At 73.1% G+C, this 20,522-nt stretch carries 17 protein-coding genes; 9 read left to right on the plus strand and 8 right to left on the minus strand.

The genetic code is table 11. The features are described from left to right. Positions 1 to 56: 56 nt before the first annotated feature. Positions 57 to 1,427 (minus strand): pyridoxal phosphate-dependent decarboxylase family protein, encoded by a 1,371-nt coding sequence (locus tag ACFPZJ_RS05795; RefSeq protein WP_381018134.1) that lies wholly within the window; start codon positions 1,425 to 1,427, stop codon positions 57 to 59. Positions 1,428 to 1,641: 214 nt separating this feature from the next. Here ACFPZJ_RS05795 and ACFPZJ_RS05800 point away from each other — a divergent pair, with 214 nt between their 5' ends. Together ACFPZJ_RS05800 and ACFPZJ_RS05805 are read left to right on the plus strand one after the other, a co-directional pair. After that, a complete protein-coding gene (locus ACFPZJ_RS05800) occupies positions 1,642 to 3,351 on the plus strand; it encodes a protein kinase domain-containing protein (protein WP_381018137.1) in 1,710 nt (569 codons plus the stop codon). Between the two features lie 120 nt (positions 3,352 to 3,471). Next, positions 3,472 to 5,730, plus strand: a complete 2,259-nt coding sequence (locus ACFPZJ_RS05805; RefSeq protein WP_381018140.1) for a protein kinase domain-containing protein — start codon at positions 3,472 to 3,474, stop codon at positions 5,728 to 5,730. Between the two features lie 277 nt (positions 5,731 to 6,007). Here the strand turns inward: ACFPZJ_RS05805 and ACFPZJ_RS05810 are convergent, their stop codons facing one another. Then, a complete protein-coding gene (locus ACFPZJ_RS05810) occupies positions 6,008 to 7,189 on the minus strand; it encodes an FAD-dependent monooxygenase (RefSeq protein WP_381018980.1) in 1,182 nt (393 codons plus the stop codon). Positions 7,190 to 7,565: 376 nt separating this feature from the next. On the opposite strand from ACFPZJ_RS05810, the gene ACFPZJ_RS05815 reads away from it, so the two are divergent. The 3 genes from ACFPZJ_RS05815 to ACFPZJ_RS05825 all read left to right on the plus strand — a co-directional run bounded on the left by ACFPZJ_RS05815 (position 7,566) and on the right by ACFPZJ_RS05825 (position 10,617). Further along, positions 7,566 to 8,738 (plus strand): MFS transporter, encoded by a 1,173-nt coding sequence (locus ACFPZJ_RS05815; protein WP_381018982.1) that lies wholly within the window; start codon positions 7,566 to 7,568, stop codon positions 8,736 to 8,738. A gap of 192 nt (positions 8,739 to 8,930) precedes the next feature. Next, a complete protein-coding gene (locus tag ACFPZJ_RS05820) occupies positions 8,931 to 9,809 on the plus strand; it encodes an SDR family oxidoreductase (protein ID WP_381018143.1) in 879 nt (292 codons plus the stop codon). 79 nt (positions 9,810 to 9,888) lie between these two features. Beyond that, entirely contained in the window at positions 9,889 to 10,617 is a 729-nt protein-coding gene (locus ACFPZJ_RS05825; RefSeq protein WP_381018983.1) for a maleylpyruvate isomerase family mycothiol-dependent enzyme, read from the plus strand. 128 nt (positions 10,618 to 10,745) lie between these two features. Here ACFPZJ_RS05825 and ACFPZJ_RS05830 read toward each other — a convergent pair whose 3' ends face one another. Next, a complete protein-coding gene (locus ACFPZJ_RS05830; RefSeq protein ID WP_381018146.1) occupies positions 10,746 to 11,141 on the minus strand; it encodes a MarR family winged helix-turn-helix transcriptional regulator in 396 nt (131 codons plus the stop codon). 85 nt (positions 11,142 to 11,226) lie between these two features. Between ACFPZJ_RS05830 and ACFPZJ_RS05835 the strand changes: the two genes are divergently transcribed. Together ACFPZJ_RS05835 and ACFPZJ_RS05840 are read left to right on the plus strand one after the other, a co-directional pair. Further along, positions 11,227 to 12,708 carry an MFS transporter gene (locus ACFPZJ_RS05835; protein WP_381018149.1) on the plus strand — a complete coding sequence of 494 codons (1,482 nt, stop codon included), beginning with the start codon at positions 11,227 to 11,229 and terminating at the stop codon, positions 12,706 to 12,708. 227 nt (positions 12,709 to 12,935) lie between these two features. Further along, the gene (locus tag ACFPZJ_RS05840) at positions 12,936 to 13,244 is read left to right on the plus strand and encodes a DUF6332 family protein (protein WP_381018152.1); all 309 of its coding nucleotides are present in this window, start codon (positions 12,936 to 12,938) and stop codon (positions 13,242 to 13,244) included. Here ACFPZJ_RS05840 and ACFPZJ_RS05845 read toward each other — a convergent pair. The 4 genes from ACFPZJ_RS05845 to ACFPZJ_RS05860 all read right to left on the minus strand — a co-directional run bounded on the left by ACFPZJ_RS05845 (position 13,205) and on the right by ACFPZJ_RS05860 (position 17,053). Beyond that, entirely contained in the window at positions 13,205 to 13,870 is a 666-nt protein-coding gene (locus ACFPZJ_RS05845) for a response regulator (RefSeq protein WP_381018155.1), read from the minus strand. The two genes, ACFPZJ_RS05840 and ACFPZJ_RS05845, sit on opposite strands and share 40 nt — an antisense overlap. Beyond that, complete coding sequence (locus ACFPZJ_RS05850; RefSeq protein WP_381018158.1) at positions 13,867 to 15,117, minus strand: sensor histidine kinase; 1,251 nt, start codon at positions 15,115 to 15,117, stop codon at positions 13,867 to 13,869. The genes ACFPZJ_RS05845 and ACFPZJ_RS05850 overlap by 4 nt, the downstream gene beginning before the upstream one ends. A 200-nt stretch (positions 15,118 to 15,317) precedes the next feature. Next, positions 15,318 to 16,298, minus strand: coding sequence for a phosphotransferase (locus ACFPZJ_RS05855; protein ID WP_381018161.1), 981 nt, complete (start codon positions 16,296 to 16,298; stop codon positions 15,318 to 15,320). A 47-nt stretch (positions 16,299 to 16,345) separates the two neighbouring features. Beyond that, positions 16,346 to 17,053, minus strand: a complete 708-nt coding sequence (locus ACFPZJ_RS05860; protein WP_381018163.1) for a TetR/AcrR family transcriptional regulator — start codon at positions 17,051 to 17,053, stop codon at positions 16,346 to 16,348. A gap of 186 nt (positions 17,054 to 17,239) precedes the next feature. Here ACFPZJ_RS05860 and ACFPZJ_RS05865 point away from each other — a divergent pair, with 186 nt between their 5' ends. Further along, a complete protein-coding gene (locus tag ACFPZJ_RS05865) occupies positions 17,240 to 17,689 on the plus strand; it encodes a nitroreductase family deazaflavin-dependent oxidoreductase (protein ID WP_381018166.1) in 450 nt (149 codons plus the stop codon). Here the strand turns inward: ACFPZJ_RS05865 and ACFPZJ_RS05870 are convergent. Beyond that, positions 17,673 to 18,938, minus strand: coding sequence for a geranylgeranyl reductase family protein (locus ACFPZJ_RS05870; RefSeq protein WP_381018169.1), 1,266 nt, complete (start codon positions 18,936 to 18,938; stop codon positions 17,673 to 17,675). The genes ACFPZJ_RS05865 and ACFPZJ_RS05870 overlap by 17 nt on opposite strands. A gap of 193 nt (positions 18,939 to 19,131) precedes the next feature. Here ACFPZJ_RS05870 and ACFPZJ_RS05875 point away from each other — a divergent pair, with 193 nt between their 5' ends. Further along, entirely contained in the window at positions 19,132 to 20,487 is a 1,356-nt protein-coding gene (locus ACFPZJ_RS05875) for a dipeptidase (RefSeq protein WP_381018172.1), read from the plus strand. Positions 20,488 to 20,522 lie beyond the last annotated feature (35 nt).

The following is a 20,522-nucleotide window of genomic DNA, read 5'->3' on the forward strand; positions in this document are numbered from 1 at the left end:
GGGGCCGGCCCCGGACCGGTCAGGGCGAGGCAGCCGCCCGGTGACCGCCGCAGCGCTCAGGTCGTGGTGACCGCCGCGCGCCTGATCGCCCCGAGTGCGCGCGCCACGTCGTCGTCGTTCGTCGACCAGTTGCTGACCGAGATCCGCATGACGCGACGGCCGTGCCAGGAGGATCCGCTGATCCACGCCGTGCCCTCGTCGAGCAACCGGTCGATGACCCGCTGCGTGCGTGCGTCGTCGCCGAACCGGGCGCAGACCTGGGTGAAGACCACGTCGTTGAGGACGGTCGCGCCGTCGATGTCGGCGATGCCGGTGGCGAAGGCGCAGGCGTGCCGGCACAGCCGCTCGACGAGGTCGGCCACGCCCGACCGGCCGAGAGACCGCAGTGCCGCCCACACGGTGAAGGCTCTGCCCCGCCGGGAGAGCTCGGGGACCTTGTCGATGGGATCGCCGTGTTCGGCCTGGATGAGGTAGGCGCCGTGCAGGCCCATGGCGGCGCGCAGTGCTGTCGCGTCCCGCACGATGGCGAGGCCGCAGTCGTACGGGACGTTCAGGGTCTTGTGGGCATCGGTCGCCCAGGAGTCGGCGTCCGAGCAGCCCACCGTCAGATGCGCATACCCCGGGGAGGCGGCCGCCCAGAGCCCGAAGGCGCCGTCGACGTGCACCCACGCCTGCGCGTCGCGGGCGGCACGGATCGTCTCCGTGAAGGGATCGAAGGCCCCGGAGTGGATGTCCCCGGCCTGGAGCACCACGATCCCGGGGCGCCGCCCGCCGGTGGCCAGCGCGTGCCGGAGCGCTTCCGGCACGATACGTCCTTGATCGTCCGCCGCCACCGTTTCGGGTTCGCCCAGCCCCAGATAACGCAGCGCGAGGTCGATGGCCATATGACGGTCCGCGCCGACGATGACGCGTGGGGCGGGTCCGCCCACGAGTCCGTCGCGGGCGACGTCCCACCCGGCGCGCCCCAGCACCGCATCGCGCGCGGCGGCGAGGCAGGTGAAGTTCGCCATCGTGGCACCGGTCGTGAAACCCACGGCGCTGTCACTCGGCAGGCCCAGCAGATCGAGCAGCCACGCGCCCGCGATGTCCTCCGCGGCGGTGTAGGCGGGTGAGACGGCCCGCATCACGCAGTTCTGGTCCCAGGCGCTGACCAGCCAGTCGGTGGCCAGCGCGGCCGGTTCCGTGCCCCCGACGACGAATCCGTAGAAGCGGCCACTGGGAAACGCCGTCAGCCCCGGGTCGCAGGCGCTGGCCAGCAGGTCGACGACATCGGCCGGCGGGGTCGGGCGGTCAGGCAGCTCGGCACCGAGCGCGCGTACGATCTCCTCGACCGAGGCGCGGGCGGGAACCGGGCGTTCGGGAAGGTCGGCCAGCCAGCGCAGAGCGTGGTGGTACGCCTGGTGGAGCGCCTTTTCACGCGCGTCCATATTCGGACTATGGGACAGCCGCCGCCACCTCGCAAGCCGGATCGGCTCAGGTGCCGGCAGGGGCCCGGCCTGGGCCCGAAGCACCTGAATCCAGCCATCCCGCCTGACCCGCGTGGCGGAAGTGAGGGAATGGCTGAACACACGCCCGGGCTGGGCTAGCCTCTTCTTCCCCTCAGGGGAACTGACGTACGGCGAAGACAACTTCGGGGGACGCGTGTCACAACAGCGGCCGACGCCGTCGGTCCCGGCTGCGCACGAGGCTGCCGCGCTGCGGCGGGCCGGTGCCTCACCCCTGCGCTCCGGCGACCCGCGCCGTATCGGTCCCTATGTGCCGCTGGCCCTGCTCGGCAGCGGCGGAATGGGGCGGGTGTATCTCGCCCGCCGGGGCGACGGCGGCACCGGCCTGGTCGCGGTGAAGGTGATCAGACCGGAGTACGCGGACGACGCCAACTTCCGGCGCCGCTTCCAGCGTGAGGCGTCGGTGCACGCCCGGGTCCGCACACCGCACACGCCGCGTCTGTGCGGCACCGGCTTCCAGGACGAGTTGCTGTGGATGGCCACCGAGTACCTGCCGGGTCTGGATCTGGCCGAGGCGGTACGGGAGGACGGTGCGCTGCCGACCGCCGCGGTCTGGCGGCTGGTGGCGGAGATGGGGCAGGCGCTCGCCGGCCTGGGCGCGGCGGGGATCGTGCACCGGGACCTGAAGCCGTCCAACGTCCTGCTGTCGGTCAGCGGCGCGTATGTGATCGACTTCGGCCTGTCCAAGGCCGTGGACGCGAGCGCGCTCACCGGCACGGGCAACCGGGTGGGTACCCCGGCCTTCATGTCGCCGGAGCATCTGCGGGAGGGGCGGACCGACACGTCGTCGGACGTGTTCTCGCTGGCCGGCACGCTGGTCTACGCGGCGACCGGACACGCTCCGTTCGGCGACGGCACGGGTGTCGACGTGATGCACCGGGTGGCGTTCGAGGAACCGAAACCGCACCTGATCGACGACATCGCCGCGACGGACGCGGCACTCGGCGAGCTGCTGTCCGCCTGTCTGGTCAAGGAGCCGGAACTACGGCCCACCCCGCAGGAACTGATCGAGGCGGCCGTGCCGCACACCGGCTCGGCCGTCTGGCCCGAGCCGCTGGCCGCGCTCGTGCTGGACCGGCAACGGGCGTACGAGGTGCTGTGCGGCCTTTCCGCTGCGGACGCTCCGGGGGACGAGGCGGTCCCCGTTCGTGGGGAAGCACTCCCTGCCGGGTTAGGGGCGCCTCCTTCCGCCGTCCCGTTACGCAGCGGGGAAACCCGCACCGGGTCGCGGAGGAAACCGGTGCTGGCCGTCACCGCGGGCATCACCCTCTGCGCGGTCGCCGCGGGGGTCTTCGTGCTCACGCGCCCGGACGCCCGGGCCGCCTCCCCCGATGCCCGTACGACGGTTGAGGGCGCCGTCCCCGAGGCCGCATCCGGCTCGCCGCCGCCCACCAGCGCCTCCGGCAGGAAGCCCGCGTCCGGCAAGAGCGCCGACGGAGCCGCCCGCCCCGGCGGCAACGTCTCACGACCCGAGGCAACCGACTCCCCCGGCACCGGGCGGCGGAGCGCCTCCCCCTCCGCTCCCGGCGCCCGGCCCAGCACCCCCGCCGAAGAGAGCCCGACGCCGAGCAGCCCGCCCGCGCCGACCCCCACCCCGCCCTGGATCACCGACTGCACGCACTACTCCGGCAACGGGCGCACCCGCTCGGGAGACAGCGGCAAGCGTGTGCGGCAGGTCCAGTGCATCCTGACGAAGCGTGGCTACGCCGCGGCGAGCAGGGACGGGGAGAGCGAGTTCGGCGCCGGAACCGAGTCCGCCGTGCGGAGTTTCCAGGGCGACAGGGGTCTGACCGCCGACGGCGTCGTCGACCACGCGACCTGGGCCGCGCTGCGCGGCAACGACTGACCCCACCGGGTCCGCCGGGTTCGCCCGACCGGCCTCGAAGACCTGCCGCTAAAGTGAGCCGTCCCTGTCAGAACGGTCCCGACCGGCACCGTCATGGCCAGAACCCGTGGAGGAGATGCTGTGACCCTGCGCGAGAGCGATCCGAGGTCCGTCGGCGGCTACCGGATCGAATCGCGGATCGGGACCGGCGGCATGGGCATCGTCTACCTCGGCAGATCGGCCTCGGGCCGGGCAGTCGCCGTGAAGGTCGTGCACACCAGATACGCCGACGATGCCGACTTCCGGGCGAGGTTCCGGCAGGAGATCGCTGCCGCGCGCCGGGTCAGCGGCGCGTTCACCGCGCCGGTCGTCGACGCCGACCCGGACGCGCCACGGCCGTGGATGGCCACCGCGTTCGTCCCCGGTCGCACCCTCGCCCAGCGGGTCGCCGAGTCCGGCCCCCTGGACTGGCCCGCGCTGCGCCGTCTCGGCACCGAACTCGCCGAAGCGCTGCGGGAGATCCACCGTGTGGGAGTCGTGCACCGGGATCTCAAGCCCAGCAACGTGCTTCTGCTGGAGGGCGGGGGCGACGACGGGGCGGTACGCGTCATCGACTTCGGTATCTCGCGCGCGGCCAGCAGCGATGTCCGCACCCAGACCGGGCTGGTGATGGGTTCGCCGCCGTTCATGGCGCCGGAGCAGTTCAGCCGCCCACGCGAGGTCGGCCCCGCCGTGGACGTCTTCTCACTGGCGGCGGTGCTGGTGTACGCGGCCACGGGACACAGCCCGTTCGAGGCGGAGAACGCCTATCTCGCCGCGTACAACACCGTGCACAGCGAGCCGGACCTGGGCGCTCTGCCCGAGCCGTTGCGCCCGTTGGTGTCGGCGTGTCTGGCGAAGGAACCGGAGGACCGGCCGACGTCGAGCGAGGTGCTCGACGCGCTCGCCGCGCTGCCGGAGGACGTGTCGCACGAAGTGCCGGCGGGCGAGGCACCCCCCGTCGCGCGAGACGCGGCGCCCGAGGAAGCCGCCGGGGAAACCCCCGGCGAAGAACCCGGTGACGTGCCGTACCAGGACTCGGTGACCGTACTGTCGGGCACGACGGCGCTGCCGTCCGGGACGTCGTCCGCAAGGCCCGGGCCGCAAGCCGAACGCCGGCGGCGCAGCAGGAGGCTGTGGACCGCCCTCGTCGCCGCGGCCGTGCTCGGCACGGCGGGCGCGGCGTCGGCGGCCCTGCTGGATGACGCCCCGGCGAGCACGGTGGGCGAGGCCGGTGAGACAGACGGAACCGGCCCGCGGGCGGCGCGCGGTGGTGCGGTGCCGGCCGGCTGGAAGCCGTGGCACGTCACGCTGGAGCCGGGGAAGGACGATCCGTTCGGCATGGGCGCGGCGTGCACACCCGACTCCCTCGGCGTCTTCTGCTCCTCCCCCCAGGTCGCCCTGATGCGGCTGAGCCCCGCGACGGGCCGCGTGGACTGGACGAAGCCGATGAGCGAGAAGGAGGTCGACGGTTTCTCGCTGGGCGAGCCCGTCGTCCACGACGGTGTGGTGTACGTCAGCAGCGCCGACCGCTCCCAGGGCGTGGACGCCTACGACGGCAGGACCGGGAAGCGGCTGTGGCGTCTGAAAGGCCCGGTGGGCGAGTTCGAGTGCCTGGGTGGTGTGCTGCTCGTCCGCCTGGACCAGCTCGGGCCGTCCGACACCGCGCGCTACGCGGCGTACGATCCCCGCACCGGTGAGGAACTGTGGCGGCGTCAGCTGACGTCCGGCTCACCGAGCCCCTTCTACGCGGGCCCCGCCAGAACGCTCTACGCCGATCTGCGCGGCGGCTCCGGCGGCATAGCCCGCCTCGACGCGCGCACCGGCCGGACGCTGGGCACGGTCCAGGCGCCCAAGGGCGATCTGTGGCTGGCCACGGTCCACGACGGCACGGGGTACTACGCGCGCTGGGAGGACGACACCGGGGTCTCCGCCGCCTTCTTCGTCCAGGACCTCGACAGCGGGAAGACGCGCCGTGTCGATTTTCCCTGGAGCGTGGAGCCGGAAGCGCCGCCGCTGGTGCACGGCGACACCATGTACATCTTCGACTACGGCAACGAGACCCTGCTCGCCCTGGACCTCAAGCGCGGGAAGCCGCTGTGGACGAGCTCGCGGGACCTGCGCATCTTCAGCGAACCGGCCGTCCACGACGGCCGGTTGTACGTCGTCCTGCCGGACACCAGCGTCCTCGCCCTCGACCCGCGCACCGGCAAGGAGATCGGGCGCACCGCCCCGTCCTTCGACACGGAGGGCCGCTCCTTCGAGGAGTTGTCGCCCAGTTCGGTGCCGCCGCTGCGGGTGGGCGGGGTGCTGTACGGGATCAGCGGGCCGGGGGTCTTCTCGGTGGCCGACGTCCCCTGAGCCAGCCGGTGACTCCGACCGTGGCGCGGTCGCGTGGCCAGGGGCCGTGGCGCGGTCGCGTGGCGGGGACCGGACATGGCGGTGAGCGCCGACTGCTCGGCGGTACGCGGCGCCGTTCACCTCGCCACCCGCTCGGCCCTACCGGAGCGTTCACGGCGCACCCACTCGGCCGTACCCGGGTGTTCACCGCTCCGCCGTACCGGCGCGTTCACGGTGCCATCCGCTCGCCGCGGCCGTCGACCGCTCACGCGGCCGTCCGAGGATCGTGCTCGACCGCTCACTTGGTCGTCTGAGAACCGGACCCGTGCTCGGCCGCCCACGCGGTCGCCTGAGGACCGAACCCGTGCTCGGCCGCGTACGCCGCCATGCGGGCGTTCCGCGCCCGGGCCTCAGGACCGTCCGGCAGGTGGAACTCCTCACCGGCCCGCGCGGAACCGGCCTGCACGCTCGTCGCCGTCGCGATCCGCCGGCGGGCGTACCGGTCCAGCGCGTCGGGCACCTCGGCCGGCGCGGCACCCGTGAGAGCGTCGCCGAGCACGTCCGCGTCGAGCATGGCCTGGGCCGCGCCCTGGGCCTGGAACGGCACCATCGCGTGGGCGCTGTCGCCGAGCAGGGTCACCCGCCCGATGGTCCACCGCGCGAGCGGGGCACGCGTGTAGAGCCCGTAGCGGAACACCTGCCCCGCGCGTTCCAGGACGCTGAGCACCCGGGGGTCCCACCCGTCGAACGCGCGCAGTTGCTCTCCGGGCTCCGCCCGAGCGGTCCACGACTCCTCGGCCGCCTCGGCCCGGAACACCGCCACCACGTTGAGCAGTTCGCCGCGCCGCACCCGGTAGTGGACGACGTGCCGGTGCGGCCCGAGCCAGACGGCGTAGTCCGGGAGATTCAGGTCGGCCACCTCGTCGGCCGGGAGCAGCGCCCGGTAGGCGGCGGTGTGGGAGAAGACCGCCTCGTCCGCGCCGAAGAGCCACTGGCGGGCCGCGGACCGCACCCCGTCCGCGGCCACGACCAGATCCGCGCCCAGGCGCTCGCCGCTCGCCGTGGTCACGTGCGCGCACTCGTCGTCCTGGTCGATGCCCACCACCACGGTGTCCAGGCGCACCGAGCGGGGCGGCACTTCGGCAGCCAGGGCCTGGTGCAGATCGGCCCGGTGCAGTTGCAGGTACGGCGCCCCGAACGCCTCCTCGGCCGCGCGCCCCAGGGTGTAGCGGCAGATCTCCGCCCCGTCGGACCAGGTGCGGAAACTCAGGTGGGACGGGCGGGTGGCCTGTGCGGCGACGGCGTCCAGCAGGCCCAGTCGGCGCAGCACGCGCGTGGCGTCGGGCGCGAGCTGGATCCCGGCACCGACCTCCGTGAAGCGCGGCGCCCGCTCCACCAGCGTGACGTCGCACCCGGCGCGCCGCAGACTCAGCGTCGCGGCCAGTCCCCCGATCCCCGCGCCCACGACGATCGCCGTGATGTTGTTCCGGCCCTCACGTCCCGCCATGCCGCCACCCCCGACACGCCTTCCGGCGGCGGACCGCCCGCCGCGGCCACCGAGTGTGTCAGCCGGGTCCCCGACCGGGCAGCCGAAAGAGCGGCGAGCGGTGCGGTCCGTCCCACCGGCTCCGGCGCCGGCGCGATCCCCGCCGCCGCCCGGTCCTCCCTCGCCTCGACTCCCCTCCCCTGATTCCCCCCTTACCTCGCCTCGACTCCCCTCCCCTCGTCCTGAAGCCCCCTGCCGTGAATCCCCCATGCCCTGGATCCCCCTGCCTTGATTCCCCCTTGCCTGGCCCCAGGCGCCCCCCTAGCCTGACTTTGTGCCGCAAATAAACAAAACCCGCCCGCACAACGCCGTGCCGGGCAACGGCGACAACCTCACCCGACTCCGCATCGCCCTCACCACCTTCTTCGCCCTCGACGGATTCATCTTCTCGGGATGGGTCGTGCGCATCCCGGCCATCAAGGAGCAGACCGGCGCCTCCGCCAGCGCCCTCGGACTGGCCCTGCTCGGCGTCTCCGCCGGAGCCGTCGTCACCATGGTCCTCACCGGCCGCCTGTGCCGCCGGTACGGCAATCACCGGGTCACCGTCGTCTGCGCCGTCCTGCTCAGCCTCAGCGTCGCCCTGCCCCCGCACACCCACTCGGTGCTCACGCTGGGGATCGTCCTGTTCCTGTTCGGAGCGGCGTACGGCGGGATCAACGTCGCCTTCAACAGTGCGGCCGTGGAACTGGTGGCCGCCCTGCGACGGCCGGTCATGCCGAGCTTCCACGCCGCCTTCAGCCTGGGCGGAATGATCGGTGCCGGGCTCGGCGGGCTGGTCGCGGGCGCGCTCTCGCCGGCCCGGCATCTGCTGGGCCTCACCGTCGCCGGGCTGCTGGTGACCGCCGTCGCCGGGCGCACGCTCCTGCGGTACGAGTCGCCGGCGCCGCCGGACCGGGTGGTGCGGGCCGAGGCCGGAGGCAAGGGCCGTCCGGACGGCCGTACCCGCGGGCTCGTGCTCGTGTTCGGGCTGATCGCGCTGTGCACGGCGTACGGTGAGGGCGCCCTGGCCGACTGGGGCGCCCTGCACCTCGAAGAGGACCTCGACGCCTCGCCCGGGGCCGCCGCCCTCGGTTACTCGTGCTTCGCGCTGGCCATGACGGTGGGACGGCTGACCGGGACGACGCTCCTCGAACGGCTCGGCCGTACCCGGACCGTGGTCGCGGGCGGTGCCACCGCGGCCTGCGGCATGCTCCTCGGGTCGCTCGCCCCGTCCCTGTGGGCGGCTCTGCTCGGCTACGCGGTCACGGGGCTCGGTCTGGCCAACCTCTTCCCGGTGGCGGTCGAGCGCGCCGGCACGCTCGCCGGTCCCAGCGGCGTCGCCGTCGCCTCCACGCTCGGCTACGGCGGCATGCTTCTCGGGCCGCCCGCGATCGGCTTCATGGCGGACTGGTTCACCCTGCCGGCGGCGCTCACGAGTGTGGCGGTGCTCGCGGGCGTGGCGGCGGTCGTCGGGTTCGCGGCGCGCCGCGCGGCCGGGGGCTGACGGCAACCGCCGCCCGCTCTCCCCTTCGGCACGGGCGCCGGGGGTACGGTCACCGGCTCCCGCGCGGAGCGCGCGGTGAGCACACAGCGCGTACGTTTCGGTGATCGGCATCGCGATGCGCGGGTACTCGATGCCGGGCCCGTCGAGCACCGGTGACCGCACCGGTCGCACCCACGGACAAGGAGGCAGACCGTGACCGATCAGCAGAACCCCGCCGAACAGCACCCGACCCCCGACTTCCCCGCCCAGGACCAGCCGCATCCGGGCTGGACCGGCCCGATGGATCCGCCCCCGGACCACGGCGAGGAGTCGTACCGGGGCAGCGGCCGGCTGACCGGCCGCAAGGCCGTGATCACCGGCGGGGACTCCGGGATCGGCCGGGCGGTCGCGCTGGCGTTCGCCCGCGAAGGGGCCGATGTGCTCTTCACGCACCTGGACAGCGAGAAGGACGACGCCGCCGAGACCGCCCGATGGATCGAGGAGGCCGGCCGGCGTGCCGTGCCCGTGTCGTGCGACGTCCGCGAGGAGGAGAACTGCCGGGCGCTGGTGGAGCGGGCCGTGGCGGAGTTCGGGCGGATCGACGTCCTGGTGAACAACGCGGCGTACCAGATGTCGCAGCCCGACGGCATCGAGGCCATCTCCACCGAACAGTTCGACCGCGTGATGCGCACCAACCTGTACGGCATGTTCTGGCTGTGCAAGTTCGCCCTGCCGCACATCCCGGAGGGCGGCAGCATCATCAACTCCACGTCGGTGCAGGCCTACAAGCCCAGTCCGCACCTGCTGGACTACGCGACGACGAAGGGCGCCATCGTCACCTTCACCCAGGGGCTGGCGCAGATGGTGATCGACCGGGGCGTCCGCGTGAACGCGGTGGCGCCGGGCCCGGTGTGGACGCCACTGATCCCGGCGACCATGCCGGACACACAGGAGTTCGGCAAGCAGGCGCCCATCGGGCGGCCCGCGCAGCCGGCCGAGATGGCACCCGCCTACGTCTTCCTCGCCTCGCAGGAGGCGTCCTACATCACAGCCGAGATCGTCAACGCGACGGGCGGGACCCCGCTGCCGTAACCCCGTGGGCGGTCGATCGGCCGCGTCGGAGGAGAACGCCCTTGCCCTGGAGCGCACTCCATACGGCAGACTCGGCGCCATGGACACCGCCCAGTTCCTGCGCATCCTGGACCGCGAGGGCCGATCACTGGCCGCTGCCGCCGACGAGGCCGGGGTGGACGCCAAGGTGCCGACGTGCCCCGGCTGGCAGGTGCGCGACCTGCTGCGGCACACCGGGGCGGTGCACCGCTGGGCCGCCGCGTTCGTCGCCGACCGGCACCCCGCACGCCGCCCCCTGGGCGAGGCCCCGGACCTGGACGGGGCCGACCTGGTGACCTGGTACCGCGACAGCCACCGCCGCCTGGTGGACACGCTGACCGGCGCGCCGCCCGACGTGGAGTGCTTCGCCTTCCTGCCCGCGCCGTCGCCGCTGGCCTTCTGGGCCCGGCGTCAGGCACACGAGACGACGGTGCACCGGTTCGACGCGGAGGCGGCGCGCGGCGGCCGTCCGGCCCCGGTCGCCACGGACTTCGCGGTGGACGGCATCGACGAACTGCTGCGCGGCTTCCACACCCGCCCCAAGAGCCGGGTCCGCACCGCCGAGCCGCGCGTCCTGCGGGTGCGTGCGCAGGACGCGGGCGCGGTGTGGACCGTACGTCTGTCCGCGGAGCCGCCCGTGACCACGCCGGACGCCTCGGAAGAGGCCGAGTGCGAACTGGCCGGTCCCGCGGGGGACTTGTACCTGGCGCTGTGGAACCGTCTGCCGGTGCCGACCGTGACGGGCGATCCCGCGCTCGCGTCCCTGTGGCGGGAGGCGTCGGGCGTCTGAGCTCCGGAGGGCGTCACCTGCCGTCCGGAGCACCTGCCGCGGCAGTCCGCGCGTGACTTCCTCGGGCGCCCGCGCGTAGCGTCCAGGCCCCCGCGCGCACCGTCCTCGACCGTCCCCGCGTACCGTCCTCAGCCGTCGGCGAGCATCCGCGCCAGCACCGCGCGCTGCACCGGCAGGACGTCGCCGTGCAGCGCACGCCCCTTCGCCGTGAGCCCGACCCGTACACCCCGCCGGTCCTCCGGGCACATGCCGCGTTCCACCAGCCCGTCCTTCTCCAGGCGGGCGATGAGCCGGGACAGCGCGCTCTGGCTGAGGTGGACGCGCTCGGCGATCTCCTGGACGCGGTAGGCAGAAGGGCGGTCCCGCCCCGGCGACTCGGCCAGCACGTCGAGCACCTCGAAGTCGCTGGCGCACAGGCCGTGACCGCTCAGGGCGCGGTCGAGTTCGCACTGCGTCCGCGCGTGCAGCGCCAGGATGTCCCGCCACTGTGCCACCAGCGCCCGTTCCGCCCGCTTCGCCGCCATGCGCGCACGGTAGCAGGGCACAAGAGATATTGCACCAGAATTTAATGTGCTTGCATCTCATGCATATGCATGTAATCTCTCGGCCATGACCTCTCCGCTCACCACTCCCGCGTCCGACGGACGCTGGACCCCCCGGCTGTGGGGCACCCTGCTGGTGCTCTGCGCCGCGATGTTCCTGGACGCCCTGGACGTGTCGATGGTCGGCGTGGCGCTTCCGTCGATCGGCGCCGACCTGGGGCTGTCCACCTCGACGCTGCAATGGATCGTCAGCGGCTACATCCTCGGCTACGGCGGCCTGCTCCTGCTCGGCGGACGCGCCGCCGACCTGCTCGGCCGGCGTCAGGTCTTCCTGGTCGCCCTGGGCGTCTTCGCGGTCGCCTCGCTGCTCGGTGGTCTCGTCGACTCGGGTCCGCTGCTGATCGCCAGCCGCTTCGTCAAGGGCCTGAGTGCGGCCTTCACGGCGCCCGCGGGCCTGTCCATCATCACCACGACGTTCCCCGAGGGTCCGTTGCGCAACCGCGCCCTGTCCATCTACACCACCTGCGGTGCGACGGGCTACTCGATGGGGCTCGTGTTCTCCGGCCTGCTGACGGAGGCGAGCTGGCGGTTCACGATGCTGCTCCCCGCGCCCGTGGCCCTGATCGCCCTGGTCGTCGGCCTGAAGCTGCTGCCGCGCACCGAGCGCGCACGCGGCGGCGGTGGCTACGACGTCCCCGGCGCCGTCCTCGGCACCGCCTCGATGCTGCTGCTCGTCTTCACCGTCGTCCAGGCACCGGAGACCGGCTGGCGCTCTGCCCGTACGATCCTGTCGTTCGCCGCGGTCGTCGTCCTGCTGGCGGCCTTCGTCGCCGTCGAGCGGCGCAGCGCCAGCCCGCTGGTCCGGCTCGGAGTGCTGCGTTCAGGACCCCAGGTGCGTGCCCAGGTGGGCGCGTTGACGTTCGTCGGCAGCTACATCGGCTTCCAGTTCCTGGTCACCCTGTACATGCAGCAGCTGCTCGGCTGGTCGGCGCTGCACACCGCCCTGGCCTTCCTGCCGGCGGGCGCGCTGGTGGCGCTGTCCGCGACGAAGGTCGGGACCGTCATCGACCGGTTCGGCACGGCACGGCTGATCGTGCTCGGCTTCGCCATGATGGTCGCCGGCTACGTCCTGTTCCTGCGCATCGACCTGCACCCGGTCTACGCGGCGGTGATCCTGCCGACCATGCTGCTGGTCGGCGCGGGCTTCGCACTGACCTTCCCCTCGCTCAACGTCCAGGCCACCAACGGGGTGGACGAGCGCGAGCAGGGCATGGTCTCCGGGCTGCTCAATACGTCCGTGCAGGTGGGCGGCGCGATCTTCCTCGCCGTGGTGACGGCCGTGGTGACCGCGAACGCCCCGGAGAACGCCACCCCACAGGCCGTCCTCGACAGTTACCGGCCCGGACTCGTGGTCGTGGCGATCGTCGCCGTGGCCGGTCTGCTGATCAGCCTCACCGGGCTGCGGGCCGCTGGACCGCGGCCGTCCGTGGTCGTCGCCAGGTCCACCGTGGCGGAGACGGAAGCGGAACGCGTGCCGGTCCGCGACTAGGACGACTAGAGGGACCGCCTCCCGACCGTGCGCCCGGCGGGGCCGCTTGCCCCGCCGGGCGCACGTCTGTTTGGCTCGCGAACGGCAACGGGGAAGGCGCCCTGACCGATCAGGGGGCGCCACATGACCATTCACGGGGGACGCGACATGACCGGCCGCGAAGAACGCGACATGACCGGCCGCGGGGGAGACGGTCCGGCCCGGCACGGGGGAGCCCGCCAAACCGCGTGCCGCGCGCGGGATCGCGCACGCCGGCCGAGCGGGACGCGATCACCGTCGAGATCGGGTACGCGCTGTGCAGCGCGGCCTTCGCGGCGGCGGTCCTCTTCGGGGCCGTCGCCGGTCCCGCGCTCCTCTTCGACCTGCCGGACGGTGTGGATGCCGCGCTGCGCGGCACGGGCACCGGCCTGGCGGCCGTGCTGTTCGCCGCCCGGGTCGTCAACGTCCTCGTACGGTTCCGGCACCAGGCCGCGGCGGGCGAGGGCCGGCCGGGGTCTCAGCCCAGCCAGCCCGGCCGCACCAACCCGGACTCGTAGGCCAGCACGACCAGTTGGGCACGGTCCCGAGCGCCCAGCTTCACCATGGTGCGGCTGACGTGGGTCTTCGCGGTGAGCGGGCTGACGACCAGGCGCCGGGCGATCTCCTCGTTGGACAGGCCGATGCCGACCAGGGCCATGACCTCCCGTTCGCGCTCGGTGAGCCGGGCGAGGGAGCCGGCGGCCGCCGGTTCCTTGGAACGGGCCGCGAACTCGGCGATCAGCCGACGGGTCACCCCGGGCGAGAGCAGCGCGTCGCCGGCGACCACCGCCCGTACGGCACGAAGGAGTTCCTCCGGCTCGGTGTCCTTGACCAGGAACCCGGACGCGCCGGAGCGGATCGCCTCGAAGACGTACTCGTCGAGCTCGAAGGTGGTGAGCATGACCACCTTCACGTCGTCCAGTCCCGGCTCCTCGGTGACGCGGCGCGTCGCGGCCAGGCCGTCCAACCGGGGCATGCGGATGTCCATCAGCACGACGTCGGGCCGCAGTTCGCGGATCCGTCGCAGCGCCTCCTCGCCGTCGGACGCCTCCCCGGCCACCTCGATGTCCGGCTGTGCGTCGAGCAGCGCCTTGAACCCGGCCCGGACCAGTGACTGGTCGTCGGCGAGCAGTACACGGATCACCGGTCGTCCTCCTTGGCCTCGGCAGGTGGGCTGATCGGCAGGACGGCGAGCACGCGGAAGCCGCCGTCGGGCCGCGGGCCCGCCTCGATGGTGCCGCCCAGGGCGGCGGCCCGCTCCCGCATCCCGGCCAGCCCGTTCCCGCTGCCGCCCGCGTCGGCGCCGGTGGCCGGGCCGTCGTCGTCGACGCACAGCCGCAGCGCTCCGCCGTCGTGATCGAGGTGCACGCGCGCCCGCCGTGAACCGGAGTGCCGCACGACGTTGGTGAGCGCCTCCTGGACGATGCGGAAGGCGGCGAGGTCGGTTCCGGGGGCCAGGCGCGGCGGCTGCCCCATGACCTCGACCGTGAGGCCCGCGTCCGCCGCCTGCTCCACCAGTTCCGGCAGCCGGTCGAGTCCGGGCGCCGGGGCGCGCGGCGCGTCACCGGGCGCGCGCAGCGTGTCGAGCACCTGCCGCACCTCGCTGAGCGCCTCCTTGCTCTTGGCCTTGATGGTGGTCAGGGCGGTACGGGCCTGCTCCGGGTCGCTGTCGAGGAGCGCGAGCCCGACACCCGCCTGCACGTTGATCACGGAGATGCTGTGCGCGAGGACGTCGTGAAGCTCCCGCGCGATCCGCAACCGCTCCTCGTCGGCGCGCCGCCGTGCGGCCTGAGCGCGCTCGGCCCGCTCACGGGCCCACTGCTCACGGCGCGCCCGCGCCAGCTCCGACAGCGCCATGATCGCCACCACCCAGGTGGCGATGACGAGTTCCTCCCCCCAGGAGGCCGCCTCGTCCCCGGGCGGCGGCAACCAGCGGAAGAGCCAGTGCGCCACCAGCGCGTGCCCCGCCCAGAGCACCCCGACCGCCGCCCAGGCGGCCCGGCGGTGCCCGGCGACGATGGCGCTGAAGCAGGCCAGGGCGACGGTCAGGAACACGGGGCCGTACGGGTATCCGGCGCCGAGGTACACCATCGCCGCGGCGGCCGTACCGAACGCCACGAGCACCGGGTACCGCTGCCGCCACAGCAGCAGTCCGGCCGCCAGCACCAGCAGCACACGCGCGAAGGAGTCGAGGTCTGCGCGCTCGCCGGCCTGCCCGTGGGCGGCGTAGTTCGAGCCGGCCAGCACGAAGACCGCCATCAGGACGGTGGAACGCCAGGGCCACCGGGCGCCCGGCTCCCCCGCGCCCTCGTCACCCCAGCGGTTCCAGCCCGGGGGCCCGTACCGCCACCCCATCGGCGGGCCGTCCCCGCGTACGCGCTGCTCCTCCATGACGGCCACGCTAGACGCCCCGGCAGCGGGGCGGCGTCACCCGCACGTGGTGATCACAGATACTCCCGCGGAAGTACGTCCGCGGGACCCGGCTCTCCGGCTCACCGCTCTTGGGCTCTCCGGGCGGAGGCGCCGCAGCCGCCGGGGCGCTTCGTCCACCGCGGTCAGCGGTCACGTCCGCCCCGGTGCCGCCCGGTGTGTCACCCGACGTCCTCCAGTGCCGCGGCCAACCTGGACACGGCCGCCATGTCCGGCACACTGCGCAGCAGGGCAACGACCTGGTCGCTCGCGAACGCGCGCTGCGCGGCGGTCACGGTCGGGTCGACGGCGCACTCGGCCTGGACGTGGACGAAGTTCAGGACCGTCGCGAACAGCATCGAGAACGACTGCGGACCCGTGACGGCGGCGCGGCCTCCGGCGGCTCGATAGGCACGCGCCAGTCGGCGGGCGGAATCGACGTTCCCGTGGTTGCCGCCGGACCACACGTACAGGGCCCGCGCGAACTCCCGTTCCGCCGAGGCAGGACCGGCGTTGTCCCAGTCGAGGAGGACAGGCCCGTCCGCGCCGACCAGGACGTTCTGCGGCTGCAGGTCGAGGTGGGACGTCACCAGGTCGCCGGAATCGGACGGGGTCACCCAGCGCGCCAGCTCCGCCGAGGCGGTGTCGATGAACCCGCCCAGCGCGTCCGCCCACGGCAGGCCGGCCCGCTGGACCTTCTGATGCAGGCTCTTCCAGTCGCTGTCCTGAGGGCACTGTTCGTACCAGGCCGTCGGCGTCTCGCTCGCCCCCTCCCCCGCCTGGTGGAGCAGGGCCATGGTCCGGCCGAACCAGTCCAGGACGTCCGGATCGGACGCGTCCGCCTCGGTGCCGTCGATCCAGTCGTACAGCTTCACGCAGGACGTGCCCGAGGAGGAGGTGAGCCGTGAGACGTGGGCGCCGTGGCGATTGGGCAGGAGCCGCGGTGAGGCGATGCCCAGCTCCTCCGCGGCCTCGCGTAACGCGGCCTCGCGGCCGACCTGTTGTTCGTCGCAGCCGAAGAGGAGTTCCTTGACCGCCCAGGAGGATCCGCGTCCGGAGAGCTTCCATATCCGGCCCAGTGCGCCCCGGGTGACAGGCGTCATCCTCCACGGCCCGCTGCCGAGCCGGTAGGCCGCCGCGATGGCATCAGCTGCGTCGTGCATTCAAGTACCTCCGGATGCGATGGCCGACCGCCGCCCATTGCATCACCTCAGGCCCGCCCCCTCTGCGGATATACCAGCCCGACACCGTGGGCGAGTTGGGCCACCGCATGCCGGAAGAACGGCTCCCGGTCCGTGACGACCCGGTTGAACTGGCCGAACAGTTCGAAGCCGACCAGCCCGTACAGCTGCGCCCAGGCCGCCACGAGTGCCGCCACGGTCTCGGGAGGAAGGTCGGGTGCCAGGTCGGCGGCCATGCGCTCGGCCTCGGGGCGCAGTTCGGCGGGCAGCGGGGGACGGGCCACGCCGAGCCCCTGGTAGGCGTCGCGGACGATGCCGATGAGGAGCAGACCGACCCGGGCGGCGGCGGGGACGGTGGTCTCGGGGGCGGTGTAGCCCGGGACGGGAGAGCCGTAGATCAGCGCGTACTCATACGGATGCGCGAGCGCCCAGCCGCGTACGGCCTCGCAGACCGTGGTCCAGCGCTGCGTGGGCTCGGTGTCGGCGACGGTGGCGTGCGCGGCCTCGGCGGCCTGACCGAGGGAGTCGTAGGCGTCGATGATGAGGGCGGTCAGCAGGTCGTCACGGCTGGGGAAGTAGCGGTAGAGCGCGGACGAGGCCATGCCGAGTTCCCGGGCCACGGCCCGCAGTGACAGCTTGGCCGCGCCGTCCGCCGCGAGCTGTCTGCGGGCGGCGTCCTTGATGGCCGCGGTGACTTCCGTCCTGGCCCGGGCGCGGGCGCCCTGTGCGGTGCTCATGCCGGGCAGTGTGCCATGAAAGCAGAGCGGTGCACACAAAGGAGAGCGGTGAAAACAAACGAGAGCAGTGATAGCAGCCGAGAGCACTGCTCTTGCTTTGGTCACCGCCCTACGGCAGAATCCTCCTCGAGCGAGAGCAGTGCTCACAAAAGAGAGCGGCGCTCTCCGGCAGACCCTGGGGGTCCCATGTCCACGCACGTACAGAAGCCCGGCTGGCTCACCGTCCACGTCTTCAACCGCTTCGTCGCCTGGCTGACCCGCCGCGGCGTCAGCGTCTGGGGCTCGCGTGTCCTGGCCGTCCGCGGCCGCAAGAGCGGCCAGTGGCGGACCACTCCCGTCAACCTGCTCACCGTGGACGGCCGGCAGTACCTCGTCGCGCCCCGGGGTCACGTCCAGTGGACGCACAACATGCGCGCCGCGGGCGGCGGCGAGCTGCACCTGGGCCGGCGCATCGAGGTCTTCACCGCCACCGAGGTCGCCGACGACGAAAAGCCGCCGCTCCTGCGCGCCTACCTCAAGCGCTGGAAGGCCGAGGTCGGGGTCTTCTTCAACGGCGTCGGCCCCGGCTCCTCCGACGACGAACTGCGCCGCATCGCCCCCGACCACCCGGTCTTCGAGATCACCGTGACGAGCTGACCTCGTCGCCCGCCTGGTCGCCCGCCTCGCCGCCCGCCACGGGACGGCGGTCCAGCGCGGTCAGGGCGCGCTGGGCCATCGGACGAGAACGGACGATCTCGCCCAGCGAGGTCGAGCCCCGCGTGATGTCCTTGAACGCCTTCCACGCCGGGCGAAACCCGGTCATGGCCGCGTGGAGCAGCCCGGGACGGCGTTCGAACACCGTCAGCATCCGCTTGCCGACGCTCATCTCGACGCCGAGACCCGCCTTGACGGCGAAGGCGTAGTTGAGGGCCTGCCGACGGGTGTCCACGGCGTCGTGCGCCTCGGCGATCCGTACCGCCCACTCCCCCGCGAGCCGCCCGGACCGCAGGGCGAACGAGATGCCCTCGCGCGTCCACGGCTCCAGCAGCCCCGCCGCGTCCCCGCACACCAGCACCCGCCCGCGCGACAGCGGCGAGTCGTCGGCCCGGCAGCGGGTCAGGTGACCGGAGGAGATGCTCGGCTCGAAACCGGCGAGTCCCAGCCGCCCGATGAACTCCTCCAGGTACCGCTTGGTCGCGGCGCCCTCGCCGCGCGCGGAGATCACACCGACGGTCAACGTGTCGCCCTTGGGGAAGACCCAGCCGTAACTGCCGGGCATCGGGCCCCAGTCGATCAGCACCCGCCCCTTCCAGTCCTCCGCGACCGTCTCCGGCACTGGGATCTCCGCCTCCAGGCCCAGGTCCACCTGGTCGACCTTGACCCCCACGTGCGCTCCTATGCGACTGGCGCTGCCGTCCGCGCCGACCACGGCCCGCGCGAGCAGCACCTCGCCGCCCTGCAGGACGACGGCGACCGTACGCCGGTCCGGCACGGCCGAGCCGTGCTGCTCGACCCGCTGCACGGCGACCCCCGTACGCAGTTCGGCGCCCGCCTTCTGCGCGTGCTCGACGAGCCGCTGGTCGAATTCGGGGCGGTTGATGAGCCCGAACAGCATCTGCTTGGAGCGGCGGGTCCGGCTGAAGCGGCCGTTGTTCGAGAACGTCACCGCGTGCACACGGTCCTTCAGCGGCAGTTCGAAGCCGGGCGGGAGGGCGTCGCGCGAGGGGCCGATGATGCCGCCGCCACACGTCTTGTAGCGGGGCAGCTCGGCCTTCTCCAGCAACAGCACGCGCCGCCCCGTGACCGCCGCCGCGTAGGCCGCCGAGGCCCCCGCGGGTCCCGCGCCCACCACGACGACGTCCCACACCTGCCGCACGTCGTCCGCCGAAGAGTTCTCGCTGCTCACGATGGTCTACTGCTCCCGATCAAGCCGCCTGCCGCACCTGTCTCCCGCATCCTACGGCGGCGGTCTCCGCAGGCCGCTGTGGGAGGATCGGCGCGTGGGTGCCCCCTACACGGGGAACGCGCCCACGCCGCACGATCGTCGCGTACACCGACGTACGCGCATGTACAACGTCGCACCTACGAGGAGCGTGCCCATGTCGTCGAATCCGGTCGCCGCGACCGTCGCCTCCCTGATGCCGAGGGCGAAGGCGGAGCTCACCGAACTGGTGGCCTTCAAGTCGGTGGCGGACTTCGGCCAGTTCCCGCGCAGCGAGAGCGAGGGAGCCGCCCGCTGGATCATGGACGCGCTCACCGCCGAGGGCTTCGAGGACGTGGCCCCGCTCGACACCCCCGACGGCACCCAGTCCGTCTACGGATACCTGCCCGGCCCGGCCGGCGCGAAGACCGTCCTGCTGTACGCCCACTACGACGTGCAGCCGCCCCTGGACGAGGCCGCCTGGACGACCCCGCCCTTCGAGCTGACCGAGCGCGACGGCCGCTGGTACGGGCGCGGGGCCGCCGACTGCAAGGGCGGCGTGATCATGCACCTGCTGGCGCTGCGCGCCCTGAAGGCGAACGGCGGCGTACCCGTGCACGTCAAGGTGATCGCCGAGGGCTCGGAGGAGCAGGGCACGGGCGGTCTCGAACGGTACGCCGAGGAGCACCCGGACCTGCTGGCGGCGGACGCGATCGTCATCGGCGACGCGGGCAACTTCCGTGTCGGTCTGCCGACGGTCACCTCGACGCTGCGCGGCATGACCATGGTCCGAGTCCAAGTCGACACCCTGAAGGGCAACCTGCACTCGGGCCAGTTCGGCGGCGCCGCGCCCGACGCGCTGGCCGCGCTGATCCGCGTACTGGACTCGCTGCGCGCGCCGGACGGCTCCACGACCGTCGACGGGCTGACCGCCGACTCCGCCTGGGACGGCCTCCAGTACGACGAGGAGCTGTTCCGCGAGGACGCCAAGGTGCTGGACGGCGTGGAGCTCATCGGCTCCGGCTCGGTCGCCGACCGCATCTGGGCGCGCCCGGCCGTCACCGTCCTCGGCATCGACTGCCCGCCGGTCGTGGGCGCCACGCCGTCCGTGCAGGCGAGCGCCCGTGCGCTGATCAGTCTGCGGGTGCCGCCGGGCGTGGACGCGGCGGAGGCGACGAAGCTGCTCCAGGCCCACCTGGAGGCGCACACGCCGTGGGGCGCGCGGGTGAGCACCGAGCAGATCGGCCAGGGCCAGCCCTTCCGCGCCGACACGACCAGCCCGGCGTACCAGGCCATGGCCGACGCGATGGCGGTGGCCTACCCGGGCCAGGAGATGCAGTACGCGGGACAGGGCGGCTCCATCCCGCTGTGCAACACCCTCGCCGCTCTCTACCCGCGCGCGGAGATCCTGCTGATCGGCCTGAGCGAGCCGGAGGCGCAGATCCACGCGGTGAACGAGAGCGTGTCCCCGCAGGAGCTGGAGCGGCTGTCGGTGGCGGAGGCGCTGTTCCTGCGCAACTACGCGGCGAACTGAGACCGCCGCACCCGGCGCGCCCGCTGCCACGCTCT

The organism is Streptomyces bullii (assembly GCF_042657145.1).
GTDB classification, from domain to species: Bacteria; Actinomycetota; Actinomycetes; order Streptomycetales; family Streptomycetaceae; genus Streptomyces; species Streptomyces bullii.

What these genes read in the sequence shown, in the direction of transcription:
- ACFPZJ_RS05830 (WP_381018146.1), bottom strand. Translation starts at nt 11,141, where the DNA reads ATGGCGGCGAAGCGGGCGGAACGGGCGCTGGTGGCACAGTGGCGGGAC.
- ACFPZJ_RS05860 (WP_381018163.1), bottom strand. Translation starts at nt 17,053, where the DNA reads ATGAGCACCGCACAGGGCGCCCGCGCCCGGGCCAGGACGGAAGTCACC.
- ACFPZJ_RS05825 (WP_381018983.1), top strand. Translation starts at nt 9,889, where the DNA reads ATGGACACCGCCCAGTTCCTGCGCATCCTGGACCGCGAGGGCCGATCA.
- ACFPZJ_RS05855 (WP_381018161.1), bottom strand. Translation starts at nt 16,298, where the DNA reads ATGCACGACGCAGCTGATGCCATCGCGGCGGCCTACCGGCTCGGCAGC.
- ACFPZJ_RS05835 (WP_381018149.1), top strand. Translation starts at nt 11,227, where the DNA reads ATGACCTCTCCGCTCACCACTCCCGCGTCCGACGGACGCTGGACCCCC.
- ACFPZJ_RS05795 (WP_381018134.1), bottom strand. Translation starts at nt 1,427, where the DNA reads ATGGACGCGCGTGAAAAGGCGCTCCACCAGGCGTACCACCACGCTCTG.
- ACFPZJ_RS05875 (WP_381018172.1), top strand. Translation starts at nt 19,132, where the DNA reads ATGTCGTCGAATCCGGTCGCCGCGACCGTCGCCTCCCTGATGCCGAGG.
- ACFPZJ_RS05850 (WP_381018158.1), bottom strand. Translation starts at nt 15,117, where the DNA reads ATGGAGGAGCAGCGCGTACGCGGGGACGGCCCGCCGATGGGGTGGCGG.
- ACFPZJ_RS05865 (WP_381018166.1), top strand. Translation starts at nt 17,240, where the DNA reads ATGTCCACGCACGTACAGAAGCCCGGCTGGCTCACCGTCCACGTCTTC.